At 71.8% G+C, this 13,043-nt stretch carries 11 protein-coding genes, 1 pseudogene and 1 riboswitch; of the genes and pseudogenes, 4 read left to right on the top strand and 8 right to left on the bottom strand.

Features of this window, described 5'->3' with window-relative positions:
- The first annotated feature begins 149 nt into the window (after positions 1 to 149).
- Both ABT304_RS01255 and ABT304_RS01250 read left to right on the top strand, forming a co-directional pair.
- On the top strand, positions 150 to 365 hold the full coding sequence (locus ABT304_RS01255) for a CbtB domain-containing protein (protein WP_160028078.1): 216 nt from the start codon (positions 150 to 152) through the stop codon (positions 363 to 365).
- A gap of 17 nt (positions 366 to 382) precedes the next feature.
- Positions 383 to 1,144 (top strand): annotated as a pseudogene (locus ABT304_RS01250) (CbtA family protein); the annotation flags it as partial.
- A 7-nt stretch (positions 1,145 to 1,151) separates the two neighbouring features.
- Here the strand turns inward: ABT304_RS01250 and ABT304_RS01245 are convergent.
- From ABT304_RS01245 to ABT304_RS01220, 6 genes are all read right to left on the bottom strand, one after another.
- On the bottom strand, positions 1,152 to 1,829 hold the full coding sequence (locus ABT304_RS01245; protein ID WP_350712973.1) for a (2Fe-2S) ferredoxin domain-containing protein: 678 nt from the start codon (positions 1,827 to 1,829) through the stop codon (positions 1,152 to 1,154).
- Positions 1,826 to 2,551: a cobalt-precorrin-6A reductase gene (locus tag ABT304_RS01240; RefSeq protein ID WP_350712972.1), complete on the bottom strand. Its 726-nt coding sequence runs from the start codon at positions 2,549 to 2,551 to the stop codon at positions 1,826 to 1,828. The genes ABT304_RS01245 and ABT304_RS01240 overlap by 4 nt, the downstream gene beginning before the upstream one ends.
- Positions 2,548 to 4,005: a cobyric acid synthase gene (locus tag ABT304_RS01235; RefSeq protein ID WP_350712971.1), complete on the bottom strand. Its 1,458-nt coding sequence runs from the start codon at positions 4,003 to 4,005 to the stop codon at positions 2,548 to 2,550. Before ABT304_RS01235 ends, ABT304_RS01240 begins: the two co-directional genes overlap by 4 nt.
- Positions 4,002 to 4,787 carry a precorrin-6A synthase (deacetylating) gene (gene cobF / locus ABT304_RS01230; RefSeq protein WP_350712970.1) on the bottom strand — a complete coding sequence of 262 codons (786 nt, stop codon included), beginning with the start codon at positions 4,785 to 4,787 and terminating at the stop codon, positions 4,002 to 4,004. Before cobF ends, ABT304_RS01235 begins: the two co-directional genes overlap by 4 nt.
- Positions 4,784 to 8,419 (bottom strand): cobaltochelatase subunit CobN, encoded by a 3,636-nt coding sequence (locus tag ABT304_RS01225; RefSeq protein WP_350712969.1) that lies wholly within the window; start codon positions 8,417 to 8,419, stop codon positions 4,784 to 4,786. Before ABT304_RS01225 ends, cobF begins: the two co-directional genes overlap by 4 nt.
- 51 nt (positions 8,420 to 8,470) lie before the next feature.
- Positions 8,471 to 8,580, bottom strand: a riboswitch (cobalamin riboswitch).
- Positions 8,576 to 9,136, bottom strand: a complete 561-nt coding sequence (locus tag ABT304_RS01220; RefSeq protein WP_350712968.1) for a GNAT family N-acetyltransferase — start codon at positions 9,134 to 9,136, stop codon at positions 8,576 to 8,578. Its footprint overlaps the riboswitch before it by 5 nt.
- A 117-nt stretch (positions 9,137 to 9,253) precedes the next feature.
- Between ABT304_RS01220 and ABT304_RS01215 the strand changes: the two genes are divergently transcribed.
- The gene (locus ABT304_RS01215) at positions 9,254 to 9,874 is read left to right on the top strand and encodes an ArsR/SmtB family transcription factor (protein ID WP_350712967.1); all 621 of its coding nucleotides are present in this window, start codon (positions 9,254 to 9,256) and stop codon (positions 9,872 to 9,874) included.
- The gene (locus ABT304_RS01210; protein WP_350712966.1) at positions 9,867 to 10,592 is read left to right on the top strand and encodes an SRPBCC family protein; all 726 of its coding nucleotides are present in this window, start codon (positions 9,867 to 9,869) and stop codon (positions 10,590 to 10,592) included. The genes ABT304_RS01215 and ABT304_RS01210 overlap by 8 nt, the downstream gene beginning before the upstream one ends.
- Positions 10,593 to 10,631: 39 nt before the next feature.
- On the opposite strand, the gene pcaDC is transcribed toward ABT304_RS01210, so the two are convergent.
- Both pcaDC and ABT304_RS01200 read right to left on the bottom strand, forming a co-directional pair.
- Positions 10,632 to 11,783, bottom strand: a complete 1,152-nt coding sequence (pcaDC, locus tag ABT304_RS01205) for a bifunctional 3-oxoadipate enol-lactonase/4-carboxymuconolactone decarboxylase PcaDC (protein WP_350712965.1) — start codon at positions 11,781 to 11,783, stop codon at positions 10,632 to 10,634.
- On the bottom strand, positions 11,780 to 13,039 hold the full coding sequence (locus tag ABT304_RS01200) for a lyase family protein (protein ID WP_350712964.1): 1,260 nt from the start codon (positions 13,037 to 13,039) through the stop codon (positions 11,780 to 11,782). The genes pcaDC and ABT304_RS01200 overlap by 4 nt, the downstream gene beginning before the upstream one ends.
- Positions 13,040 to 13,043: the final 4 nt, after the last annotated feature.

Below are 13,043 nucleotides of genomic sequence, written 5' to 3'. Positions count from 1 at the left end.
CCGCTATAGTGCACGCAACGGACATGAGGAAGCCGGTGGAACTCCGGCACAGTCGCGCTACTGTGACATCGCCTCGCGGCGGTGGAGTCAGACCCGAGTGTCCGTCCAACCCCAACGAACAGGGACGCAGGTATCCCTGAGGAGGACATATGTCGCAGCACGCTGTGGCGCCCGTCGCCGGCGCCGACCTTCCCACCATCCCGCTCCGTGAGCTGGCCCCCTGGGCGCTCTTCTTCGGTCTGCTCGGTCTCCTGGTGCTCTTCTTCATCAGCGCCGACCAGGGCGCCGTCTCGATCCCGTCCGGCACGCTCATCCACGAGTGGGTCCACGACGGTCGTCACCTCCTCGGCTACCCCTGCCACTGATGAGCCCGCGTGCATTTCTCGTACGCGGCCTCCTAGCTGGACTCCTCGCCGGCGTCGTCACCTTCCTGGTGGCGTACGCCGTCGGTGAGCCGCAGGTCGGCGCTGCCATCGCGCTCGAGGAAGCCGGTGGCGACGGGCACTCGCACTCGCATGCCGCCGAGGGCTCCGAGGCCGGTGAGGAGGAGGCCGCCGAGGTCTCTCGCACCAACCAGAGCACCTGGGGCCTGCTGACCGGCACCCTGGCCGTCGGCGTCGCGCTCGGGGGCATCCTCGGGCTGGTCGCCGCATTCGCTCTCGGTCGGATCGGGCGGCTCACGCCGGGACAGTCGACGGCGCTCGTCACCCTGATCGGGTTCGTGGCGGTCGCGCTGGTGCCGTTCCTCAAGTATCCGGCGACCCCGCCGGCGGTCGGTAGCGGCGACACCATCGGCGTCCGCACCGCGGTCTACTTCGCCTTCCAGGCCCTCTCGGTCGTGGCGGCCGTGGTGGTGACGTACGCCGCCGTGCGGCTGCGCGGACGGTTCGGCACCTATCTCGCCGTGGTCGGCGCGATCGCGGCCTACCTGGTCGTGATGGTCGTCGCCGGGGAGCTGTTCACGACGGTCAACGAGGTCGGGGACTTCCCGGCCGACACGTTGTGGTTCTTCCGGCGGGCCTCGCTGATCACGCTCGCCACCATGTGGGGTGTGATCGGAGTGGCGCTGACCGGCCTGGTGATCAGGCTGCACGCGGCGGAGCGCGCCGTCGCGGAGCGAAAGGCCCTTGCCGCGAGCTTGTGAGCATGCGTCAGCGGGGGAGGCGGTAGGCCTCCACGGGGCGGCCGTCGGCCAGGTGATCACGCACGATCACCCGGGCGGCGGCCGCTTCCACGTTTCCGTACCAGACATCGTCGGGCTGGACGCTGAGCACCGGTGCCTGGTTGCACGGGAACTGGCAGCCGGTGTGGGTGATCAGAAGATCGTCGTCGCCGAGACCGGCCTCCATCGCGCCCAGGATCACCGCTCTCGCGGTCTCCTCCGAGCCCTTCGCGGTGCAGCGCGGGCCGCGGCAGATCAGGACCTGACGTACGTGGTCGGGGACTCGCTCCCAGGCGGGCGAGGTCAGCCCGGGCTCGGTGCCGGTGACCGGCCGGGTCTCGGCGAGCGCGTCGGGGAGCTCGTCGCGGGTGGTCGCCAGGCGGGTCGCGATCTGGATCTCGGGGCGGTCCCCGGGGCGCTCACGCCACCAGTGGGCCGCGATCCGGCGCAGCCAGGAGTGGCCGGGGGCGAGCGGGCCGAGGCTGACGCCGGCCAGCGTGATGGTCGCGGCTCCGGAGTCGGCGAGCCTGGTCAGCTCGGCGGAGAGCGAGGGTCCGCCCATCTGCAGGAACGCGAGGCTCGCGCCGAGCTCACCGGCCCAGTCGAGCAGCTCCCGGCGCCGGTCGACATCGGTCACCGACATCCCGACGACGACCCGGTCGCTCACCGGAGCCCCTTGACCCAGGCGACCGCGTCGGCGACATCGTTGACCGTCTGGACCTCGCCAGGTCCGCCCGGTCGACGGACGACGACCACCTTCACGCCCAGCTCGGCCGCCGCATCCATCTTCGGCCGGGTGTAGGTGCCGCCGGAGTCCTTGGTGATGAGTACGTCGGTGCGGTGCTCCCGCATCAGCGCGAGCTCACCCTCGAGGTCGTACGGTCCGCGACTGGTCAGCAGCGTCCACGGCTCGGGCAGCTCGAGCTCGGGCGGGTCGACCACGCGGGCGAGCGCGGCGCGCCCGGCCAGTGCGGGTACGAAGCGCCCGAGCTCTTGGCGGCCGACCGTGATGAACGGTCGGGCGCCGAGGCCGGCGGCGAGATCCGCGGCCTGGGCGTGGCCGTCGGCGTAGACCCAGGACGGGTCGGGCGTCCAGCCCGGCCGCTCCAGACGGAGCAGCGGATGCCCGGTCAGCTCGCAGGTCTCGGCCGCGTTGGCCGACATCCCGCGGGCGAACGGATGGGTGGCGTCCACGACCGCGTCGTACTCCGCGAGAGCCGTCCGCAGCCCCTCGACCCCACCGAACCCACCGATCCGCACCGCTCCCACCGGAAGCCGCGGCCGTGCCACCCGTCCGGCCAGCGAGGAGGTGACGTCGACGCCGTCGTCGACCAGCCGCGCCGCCAGGTCCCGCGCCTCCCCGGTCCCGCCCAGGATCAACAGCCTCATCGTTGGGCTCCTCCGACGGGGGTTGAGGTGGCGAGGTCGAGCAGGGTGTCGACGTCGAGGTGCTCCTCGACGAGGTCGCCGATCAGGTCCAGGCGTCGCTCGCGGGCGGCAGGGAAGGAGACCGTGGACGGCTCACGGCCCAGCGTGGCCGCGAGGAAGGCGCCGCGCAGCGCGTCTCCCTCCAGGCTGCCGTGCCACATGGTCCCGAAGACGTTGCCGGAGCGAGCGCCGCCGAGGAACTCGGTGACTCCGTCGCCGCGGGTGATCCGGCCGTGGTGGATCTCGTAGCCGCTCGCCTCGACCCCGAGCGCCGACCCGGTGGGCAGGCGGAGGTTCTTGGCGGGGGAGAAGTCGGTGCGTACGTCGAGCAGGCCCAGTCCCTCGACCTCGGCGACCGAGCCCTCGACACCGTCGGGGTCGGCGATCACGCCGCCGAGCATCTGGAAGCCGCCGCAGATCCCGAGGAGCGGGCGGCCGCGGCGTACGTGCTCGGTCAGGGCCACGTCGAGGCCGCGTGAGCGGAGCCAGGCCAGGTCGCTGATCGTGGACCGGGTGCCGGGCAGGACGACCAGGTCGGCATCGGCGACATCGGCCGGCGAGGAGGCGAAGACGACGTCGAGATCCGGCTCCAGCCCGAGCGCGTCGACGTCGGTGAAGTTGGAGATGCGGGGGAGGCGTACGACCGCGACCTTGCGAGTGGCACCTGCCGCCGAACGGCGCCCTTCGAGGTCGAGCGCGTCCTCGGAGTCGAGCCACAGCGACGGCTCCCAGGGGAGCACGCCGAAGACCGGGCGCTGAGTGAGCGACTCCAGCGAGGCGAGCCCGGGCCTCAACAAGCCGAGGTCACCGCGGAACTTGTTGACCACGAACCCGCTGATCAGGGCCTGGTCCTCGGGCTCGAGGAGGGCCAGGGTGCCGTACATCGCCGCGAACACCCCGCCCCGGTCGATGTCGCCCACGACCACGGTCGGCAGCCCGGCGTGCCGGGCCAGCCCCATGTTGACGTAGTCGCCGGCCCGCAGGTTGATCTCGGCAGGGCTGCCCGCGCCCTCGGCGACGATGACCTCGAACCGCGAGGCCAGATCGTCGTACGCCGCATGGGCCGCGGTCGCCAGATGCCGGCGCCCCGCCTCCCAGTCATGAGAGGAGACCTCTCCCGCGGGATGCCCCATCAGGACCACGTGGCTGCGGCGGTCGGAGCCGGGCTTGAGCAGCACCGGGTTCATCGCCGGCTCCGGGGTGACCCGTGCCGCCAGGGCCTGTACCCACTGCGCCCGGCCGATCTCCGCCGTTGTCCCGTCCGGCGCCTCGCAGACCATCGAGTTGTTGGACATGTTCTGGGCCTTGTAGGGCGCCACCTTGACGCCGCGCCGGGCGAACGCCCGGCACAGCCCGGTCGTCACGACCGACTTGCCCGCATCCGAGGTGGTGCCGGCGACCAGCAGCCCGCTCATCGGCGCGGGGCTCGCAACATGTAGATGTCCATCACCCAGCCGGACGTCTCGCGCAACCGTGCCCGAGCGGACTCGATCGCCGGCAGGACCTCGCCGACCGTGCCTGCGACCAGCTCCTCCTCACGGGTGCCGAGGTTGCCGCCCCACCAGATCCGCCAGTCCTCGAGCCCGGGGAGGTCGACGACCCGGTTGAGCATCACCACGAGGTTGTCGTGCCCGGCCTCGACGGCCTCGAGCACGGCGCGGCCGGTGGTGACGTAGAGCGGCCGCCCGACATCGTGGAGGACGAGCCGGTGCCGCGCGGCGAGCAGCTGCACCGAGGAGATCCCGGGGATGACATCGACGTCGATGTCGAGCTGCTCGGAGATCTGGTCGACGACGCGGATCGTGGAGTCGTAGAAGGCGGGGTCGCCCCAGACCAGGAAGCCGACGTCGCCAGGGTGCTCGGCGAGCACGGCGAGGTATCGCTCGACCCGGGCCCGGTGCCAGGCTGCGACTGCCGCCCGGTACTCCGCGTCGGTCCCGGTGAACTCCTCACGCCGCTCGCGAGGAGCGTCGTCGACCTTGACGACCCGCGCGGGAGCGGAGAGGTGGCGGTCGAGCAGCTCTTCGCGGGCCCGGACCAGCGGGTCGGGCATGCCCTGCTTGACCGTGCCCGACTTGTCGGTGACCAGGAAGTAGTCGACCGACCGCATCGCGGCCACGGCTTCGAGGGTGACCTGGTCGGGGTCACCGGGGCCGACCCCGATGATCTTGATCCGACGCTTGTCAGAAGAACTCATTCCTCCTCCAGATCACCTTCGATGTCGAGATAGATCTCCTGCATCGCGGCGACGAGCTCGGGGTCGGGCGACTCCCACAGCCCGCGCTCGGCAGCCTCGTGCAGCCGCTCGACGATGCCGCGCAGCGCCCACGGGTTCGAGGATCGCATGAACTCCTGGTTGGTCTCGTCCAGGACGTACTCGCGGGCGAGCTTCTCGTACATCCAGTCCTGCACCACGCCGGCGGTCGCGTCGAAGCCGAAGAGGTAGTCGACGGTCGCGGCCAGCTCGAAGGCGCCCTTGTAGCCGTGGCGCTGCATCGCCGAGATCCAGCGCGGGTTGACCACCCGGGCCCGGAAGACGCGGTTGGTCTCCTCCTGCAGCGTGCGGGTCTTGATGGCGTCGGGGGAGGTGGAGTCGCCGACGTACGCCTTCGGCTCGCTGCCGGTCAGCGCGCGGACGGTCGCGACCATGCCGCCGTGGTACTGGAAGTAGTCGTCGGAGTCGGCGATGTCGTGCTCGGCGGAGTCGACGTTCTTGGCGGCGACCTTGATCCGGCGGTAGTTGGCGCGCATGTCGTCGGCCGCCGGGGCGCCGTCGAGGTCGCGGCCGTAGGCGAAACCGCCCCACGCCGCGTAGACGTCGGCCAGATCCTGGTCGGACCGCCAGTTGCCGGCCTCGATCACCTGCAGGATCCCGGCACCGTACGAACCGGGCTTGGAGCCGAAGATCCGGGACGTCGCGCGGCGCTGGTCGCCGTGGTCGGCGAGGTCCTCGAGGGTGTGCGCGCGGACGAAGTTGTCGGTGTCCGGCTCGTCGAGGTCGGCCACCATCCTGACCGCGTCGTCGAGCATCGAGACGACGTGCGGGAACGCGTCGCGGAAGAACCCGGAGATGCGTACGGTCACGTCGATCCGGGGCCTGCCCAGCTCCTCGAGCGAGATGACGTCGAGGTGCGTGATCCGGCGCGAGGCCTCGTCCCACTCCGGTCGCACCCCGAGCAGCGCGAGCACCTCGGCGACATCGTCGCCGGACGTACGCATCGCGGAGGTCCCCCAGACGGAGAGCCCGACCGAGGTCGGGTAGTCGCCGGTCTCGTCCAGGTAGCGCTGCAGCAGCGAGTCGGCCATCGCCTGCCCGGTCTGCCAGGCCAGCCGCGACGGCACCGCGCGCGGGTCGACGGTGTAGAAGTTGCGCCCGGTCGGAAGTACGTTGACGAGCCCGCGCAGCGGCGAGCCCGACGGCCCCGCGGGGACGAAGCCACCGTCCAGCGCGTGCAGGACCGCGGACAGCTCGTCGGTCGTCCCGTTCAGCCGCGGCACGACCTGCTCGGCGGCGAAGACGAGCACCTGCCGCACGGCCGGGTCGTCGTGAAGCGTCTCGGCGACCGCCGGGTCCCAGCCGGCCGCGTCCATCCGCTCCACCAGGCCACGAGCCTGGCTCTCGATCTCGTCGACCGCCCGGGTGTCGGCGCCCTCCTTGAGCCCGAGCGCCGCCCGCAGCCCGGGCACGGCACCGCCGACGCCGCCCCACACCTGCGCGGCGCGCAGGATCGAGAGCACCAGGTTGACGCGTGCCTCACCCTCCGGCGCGGCACCGAGCACGTGCAGCCCGTCGCGGATCTGGGCGTCCTTGATCTCGCAGAGCCAGCCGTCGATGTGGAGCATGAAGTCGTCGAAGTCGTCGTCCTCGGGCCGCTCCTCCATGCCGAGGTCGCGGTGGAGCTCGGCGGCCTTCATCAGCTGCCAGATCTCGCCGCGGATGGCGGGCAGCTTGGCCGGGTCCATGGAGGAGATGCGGTCGTACTCCTCCATCAGCGACTCCAGCCGCGCGATGTCGCCGTAGGACTCCGCACGCGCCATCGGCGGCACCAGGTGGTCGATGATCGTGGCGTGCGCACGGCGCTTCGCCTGAGCACCCTCGCCCGGGTCGTTGACCAGGAACGGGTAGATCAGCGGCATGTTGCCGATGGCCGCATCCGGGCCGCAGGACGCCGAGAGCGCGGCGTTCTTGCCGGGCAGCCACTCCATCGAGCCGTGCTTGCCGAGGTGTACGACGGCGTCGGCCTCGAAGCCGTGCTCGAGCCAGCGATAGGCACCGAGGTAGTGGTGCGACGGCGGCAGGTCGGGGTCGTGGTAGATCGCGACCGGGTTCTCGCCGAACCCGCGCGGCGGCTGGATCAGGATGACGATGTTGCCGGCCTGGAGCGTGGCCAGGACGAGCTCGTCGTTGTCGTTGACGAAGAGCTTGCCCGGGGTCGGCCCCCAGGTCTCGACCATCTGTTCGCGCAGGTCAGCGGGGAGATCCGCGGTCCACCGGTCGTAGTCGGCCTTGGAGATGCGGACATGGGCGTCGGTGAGCTGGGCGTTGGTCAGCCACTCCTCGTCCTGGCCGCCGGCCGCGATCAGCGCGTGGATCAGCGCGTCGCCGGCGGCGGTGTCGCCCTCCTCGGCGGCGACGGAGTCGAGGATGCGTACGACCTCGTTGTCCTGGCCCAGGTCATAGCCCTCCTCGCGCAGGCGGCGCAGCATCCGGATCGCGGAGACCGGGGTGTCCAGGCCGACCGCGTTGCCGATGCGAGCATGCTTGGTCGGGTAGGCGGAGAGCACCAGCGCGAGACGCTTGTCCGGGTTGGGCGTGTGCCGCAGGCGGGCGTGGTTGACCGCGATCCGGGCGACCCGCGCGGTGCGCTCGGGGTCGGCGACGTAGTGGGGGAGACCCTGCTCGTCGAGCTCCTTGAACGAGAACGGTGCGGTGATGATCCGGCCGTCGAACTCGGGGATCGCGATCTGGTTGGCCGAGTCGAGCGGCGTGACGCCGTCGTCGGAGGCCTCCCAGTCCGCACGCGAGCTGGTCAGGCAGAGCCCCTGGAGCACCGGGATGTCGAGCGCGGCCATCCGCTCCACGTCCCAGGCCTCGTCCTCGCCGCCGGCGCTCGCCGAGGCGGGCACGGAGCCACCGGCCGCGAGCACGGTCACGATCAGGGCGTCGAGGGTGCCGAGCGCCTCATAGAGGTCGTCGGGGGCCGAGCGCAGCGAGCCCGCGAAGACGGGTACGCCGGTGGCCGCACCGGTCGCGTCGATGGCGTCGGCCAGTGCATGGGCGAACGCGGTGTTCCCGCTGGTCTCGTGGGCGCGGTAGTAGAGCACCCCGATCCGCGGCTTTTCGCTGGTCGAGCCGCCGGAGCCGCTAGGCGGAGGCGTGTCGAGACCAACACGCTCCGCGAAGCCCCAGGCCGGCACCGTCGCCGGCGGCTCGAACCCGAAGCCGGTCAGCAGGACCGTGTCGGAGAGGAACGCGTGCAGCTGGGCGAGGTTGGCCGGACCACCCTCGGCGAGATAGCGGTGGGCCTCGGCGGCGACGCCCATCGGGACGGTGGAGTGCTCCATCAGCTCGGCACTCGGCTGCTGCTCGCCGCCGAGGACGACGACGGGAGTGCCACGCTCCTTGACCGCGCTCAGGCCGTCCCAGAGATCGGTGGGCGAGCCGAGGAGCCGGAAGACGACCAGGTCGGCATCGGCGACGACCTGCTCGAGGTCGGTGGCCCGCGACGGGTTCGCCCAGGCGTAGTCGGCGCCGCTGGCACGGGCCGAGAGCAGGTCGGTGTCCGAGGTGGACAGAAGGGCGATGCGTACGCGTGCAGAGTCGGCCATGCCGAGGTCCTCCTAGGGGTTCTCGCCCCGTCGATCGGTCGGATAGCCCGCGGCCAGTGTCTGGCTGTGTCCGTGCCCAGCAGCTGTACGGACGTCACAGTGGCGGAACCGCCCCGGACTCTCACCGGGTTCCTGCGCCACGAGCGTGCTCGCAGCCTACCCCGCGCGGCGCTCGAGCCAGGTCTCGCGGGTGATCTCGTACTCGACCTCGCCGTCGGCGTGACCGGCGAGCGGCTCGTCCCAGTCCTGCTGGAAGCCGCGCACGAAGCTCATCCCGACAGAGACCATGGTCGCGCGGGAGGCCTCGTTGACGGCCATCGTCTGCGCGATCACCCGATCGATCCCGAGGTCCTCGAACCCGTGGCGGAGCAGCTCGAGCGAGCCTTCCTTCGCGAACCCCTTGCGCCAGTGGCGCTGCGGGAGCCGGTAGCCGAGCTCGGCCGCATCGGTGCGCGGCGGGTTGTCGGGCGGGTCGAACATGTAGAGACCGACGAACTCGCCGGCCGAGAACCCGATCCACTTGCCCAGCACCTCGGCCTCCTTCGCCACCTGGATCCACTTGTGCATCCGCTCCTCGGTCTCCTCCGGCCTGAGCGCGCGGGTGAACAGATGGCGGAGCACCACCGGGTCGGAGTTGAGCTCGACCAGGAGGGGCAGATGCTCCTCGGACAGCGGGACCAGGTCGAGGCGCTCGGTGCGCAGACGGGCTTGCGGCATGGGTGCGACGTTAGTCAGGACGTACGCCGATGGCACCTGGTTTCTGGGCCGATCCGGGCGTGCGTGGACCTCATCGACTCAATTGACAAACAAGTTTGTCAATTGCATTCTGGAGCTGTGAGCAACGGCATCAACTACGTCGACGAGCCGGACCGGGTGGCCGCGGCGCTGTCACCCATTCGTCGGCAGCTGCTCGGTCACCTGCAGGAGCCCACGTCGGCCACCCGGCTCGCCGCCGTGCTCGAGCTGCCTCGCCAGCGGGTGAACTACCACCTGCGGGCGCTCGAGTCGGCCGGGCTGGTGGAGCTGGTCGAGGAGCGGCCGCGCCGGGGATTCGTCGAGCGGATCGTCCGGGCGAAGCCGGGTGCGTTCGTGGTCGACCCGTCAGTGATGGGCCGAGGACCCGAGACCGCTGAGAGCGCGGGGCGGATCCAGGACCAGTTCGCAGCCGACCACCTCGTCGGGGTCGCCGCAGCGACCGTGCGGGACGTGGCCCGCATGCAGGTCAAGGCGGATGAGCAGGGCAAGCGCCTGCTCACGTTCACGATCGAGGCCGCCGTGCGCTTCGCCGACGCCGCCGACGTGCACAGATTCACCGAGGAGCTGACCGAAGCGCTGCGGCGTACGGCTGAGGGTTTCGACAGCCCGACCGGTCGGCAGTACCGCGTGGTCATCGGCGGGCATCCCGCCCCGGCAGCGGTGACCGACCCGTCCGAACAGGAGCAGAGTGATGAATGACATCCAGAGCGGCGAGACGCCGCGTATCGAGGTCACCGTGGCGGCGTCGGCCGATGCCGCGTGGCAGTCATTACGGGACCCAGCCGCCATCCGACAGTGGCACGGCTGGGACACGGATGAGATCGAGGCCGAGATCGACTCGATCTACTTCACCGACATCGTCGAGGAGGCCGACCGGCGCACGCTGGTCGCGAACGGCGGTGACAGGTTCGAGATCCAGCCGGACGGCGACGGCGTCCGAATCACGCTGACTCGCGCGCCGTTGTCCGGCAACCCGGACTGGGACGCGTACTACGACGACGTCACCGAGGGCTGGACGTCGTTCCTGCATCAGCTTCGGTTCGCGCTCGAGCGCCGGCCCGGACTGACGCGCCGCACGTTGTTCTTCGCCGATCGCGGCACCTACTCGGGCACTGTCGTCGAGCGGCTGGGCCTCGAGGCTGTCGCCGGGCAGCCCCGGGGCAGCCGCTACACGGCGACGCTCGCCGGCGAGGACGTGGCCGGCGAGGTGTGGTTCCGCTCGGCACGCCAGCTGGGCGTGACGGTCGACGCGTGGGGCGAGGGCCTGCTGGTGATCGCCGACACCGCGCCGTCGGACGCCGACCCGGCCGGTGGTTCGATGGCCATCCTCAGCACGTACGGCCTCGAGGACGCCGACTTCGCGCAGCTCGACACGAGGTGGTCCGGCTGGTGGGCCGATCACCGGACGGGGGAGTGATCCCCAGTCCCTCCGGTCCGCCGGTCGACGGCGGGATGACTACTCGTTCAGGACCCGGTTGGCGACGGCGAAGGCGGTGTTGGCGGCCGGCACCCCGACGTAGATCGAGGTCTGCAGGAGCACCTCGATGATCTCCTCGCGGGTCAGGCCGTTGGTGAGCGCGGCGCGGAGGTGGAACTCGAGCTCCTCGAAGTGACGCCCGGCGACCAGGGCGGTGAGCACGCCGATCGAGCGGTCCCGGCGGGCGAGGCCGGGGCGGGTCCAGATCGTGCCCCAGGCGTAGCGGGTGATGAGGTCCTGGTAGTCGCGGTTGACGTCGGTGATCGCGGCGGTGGCCCGGTCGACGTGGGCGTCGCCGAGCACCTGGCGGCGTACGTTCATCCCGGCCGCGTAGGCCGGGTCGGACGCCGTCACGTGGGAGGTGACCAGGCTGGAGACGGCGTGGGGTGCCTCGGCAGGAGCGAGGTGGCCGACGGCGTCGAGGGTGACGAGGCGCCCGTTGCGCACCCCGACGGCGATCTCCTCGAGCGAGGCCGGCGGGGTCGGGGCGTCGTCGACACCCGCGATCGCGAGGACCGGGGCGGCGATCTCGGCGAGCCGGCCGCGGACGTCGTACGCCGCCAGCGCATCACAGACCAGCGCATAGCTCTCCGCGTCGGCGTCGCGCAGCGAGTGGAGCAGGGCTCCGCCTCGGGCGGGCTCGCGCTCGAGGAAGCCGGGGGCGAACCAGCGCTGGGTGGAGCCGGCGATCTGTGAGGCGGTGCCGGCCTTGCGGACCGTCGCCGCGCGGTCGTTCCAGCCATCGGGCTCGCCGATCTTGGCGCCGGTGTTGGTGAGCACCGCGGCGCTCACCCGGTTGGGTGCGTCGAGCAGGAGCTGGAGGCCGACGGCCCCGCCGACCGAGTCGCCGGCGTAGGCGAAGGTGCCGTGGCGCTCGCCGCGGTCGGTGAGGACCCGGTCGACGCAGGCGAGCACGCCCGCGGCGAGGTCGGCCATGGAGAACGCCTCGGTGGTGGGGGCACCGTGGCCGTGGCCCGGGAGCTCCCAGCCGATGACGTGGAAGCTGTCCGCGAGCAGTTCGGCGGTGGCGGCCCAGAGCGCGGTCACCGAGGTGCCGAGGGACGGGCCGACGACCAGGAGCGGCCTGTTCGGGCCTCCGGCCAGCTCGACAGGGGTGATCCTCGGCGTCATGGTAGGTCCTTCCAGATTTCGTGGGCGCGGGCGACGGTGGTGTCGATGAGGGCGTCGGTGGCGCCGAGATAGTCGTCGAGCCCTGCGGCGGCCTCGGTCCCGGCGAGGATCTCGCCACCCACGAACCCGGTCAGCGACCGCTGCTCGGCCAGCAGGTCCGCGCCCGCGGCCTCGGCCGTGGCGCGCATCCGGGCCGCGTCGACGCGGAGCCCGGCGAGAAGCTCGGTGGTCTGCGAGGCCGCGACGACGCTGCGGCGGGCGAGGGTCGCCACGGTCTCCCACTCGACGTGCCAGGCGCCGTCGGGACGCTCGTCGACGTACGTCGCCGCGGCGGTGTGGAGCGTCGCGGCCAGCGGGGGAGCGGCGAGCGCGTGGCGACGGATGAGGACCGAGAGCACCGGGTTGGACTTGTGCGGCATGGTCGAGGAACCGCCGCGCCCCTCGCCGGCGGGCTCGGCGAGCTCGCCGATCTCCGGGCGGGTCAGCAGGGTGATGTCGGTGGCGATCCGGCCCCAGGTGTCGGCAGCGGTGACCAGCGCGTCGGCGGCCGCCGTCAGCGGGGCGCGGTTGGTGTGCCAGGGGGTTCGCGGGGTCAGCCCGAGCGTGGTCGCGGCGGTCGTGGCTGCCTCCTGTGCGGCGGCCACGGGATCGCCGAGACCGCGGAGCCGGGCCAGGCCGACGACCGCCGCCAGGGTGCCGGCCGCGCCACCGATCTGGGCGGGCAGTGACGTACGTGTCCGCCGGAGGGCCTCGGCGGCATCGCTCAGGCCGGAGAGCCAGGTCGCGGCCTTGAGCCCGAAGGTGATCGGCACCGCGTGCTGGGTCAGGGTGCGGCCGGACATCACCGTGGCGCGGTGGTCCCGGGCGAGACCGACCAGCGAGGCGGCCTGCGCGGCGAGCTCGTCCTCGACCCGGTCGAGCACGTCGGCGAGACAGAGCACGAGCGCGGTGTCGACCACGTCCTGGCTGGTCAGGCCCTTGTGGAGCCACCGGGCAGCCTCGCCGTCGAGCCGGCCACGCAGCAGCTTCACCAGCCCGATGACCGGGTTGCCCCCGGCCTCAGCGCCCTCGGCGAGCGCCGGGACGTCGTCAGCGGAGACCAGACCGGCCAGCGGCGTACGTGCTTCCTCCGGAGCGATCCCCGAGGAAGCGAGAGCGGCCAGCCAGGCCTCCTCGACCCGCACCATCGCGGCGAGGTAGGCGGTCTCGGAGAAGAGGTCCCCGGCGCGCTCCTCGCCCGGCCACAGCAGCGACATTCGA

This window comes from Nocardioides sp. NPDC000445 (assembly GCF_040300245.1).
GTDB lineage: Bacteria > Actinomycetota > Actinomycetes > Propionibacteriales > Nocardioidaceae > Nocardioides.
The sequence above is the reverse complement of the archived record's forward strand: the minus strand, read 5'-3'. Positions and strand labels throughout refer to the sequence as shown.

Excerpts from the sequence above, each read along its gene's own strand:
- ABT304_RS01220 (WP_350712968.1), bottom strand. The coding sequence starts at position 9,136 with ATGCCGCAAGCCCGTCTGCGCACCGAGCGCCTCGACCTGGTCCCGCTG.
- pcaDC (WP_350712965.1), bottom strand. The coding sequence starts at position 11,783 with ATGACGCCGAGGATCACCCCTGTCGAGCTGGCCGGAGGCCCGAACAGG.
- ABT304_RS01200 (WP_350712964.1), bottom strand. The coding sequence starts at position 13,039 with ATGTCGCTGCTGTGGCCGGGCGAGGAGCGCGCCGGGGACCTCTTCTCC.
- ABT304_RS01235 (WP_350712971.1), bottom strand. The coding sequence starts at position 4,005 with ATGAGCGGGCTGCTGGTCGCCGGCACCACCTCGGATGCGGGCAAGTCG.
- ABT304_RS01255 (WP_160028078.1), top strand. The coding sequence starts at position 150 with ATGTCGCAGCACGCTGTGGCGCCCGTCGCCGGCGCCGACCTTCCCACC.
- ABT304_RS01225 (WP_350712969.1), bottom strand. The coding sequence starts at position 8,419 with ATGGCCGACTCTGCACGCGTACGCATCGCCCTTCTGTCCACCTCGGAC.
- ABT304_RS01210 (WP_350712966.1), top strand. The coding sequence starts at position 9,867 with ATGAATGACATCCAGAGCGGCGAGACGCCGCGTATCGAGGTCACCGTG.
- cobF (WP_350712970.1), bottom strand. The coding sequence starts at position 4,787 with ATGAGTTCTTCTGACAAGCGTCGGATCAAGATCATCGGGGTCGGCCCC.
- ABT304_RS01240 (WP_350712972.1), bottom strand. The coding sequence starts at position 2,551 with ATGAGGCTGTTGATCCTGGGCGGGACCGGGGAGGCGCGGGACCTGGCG.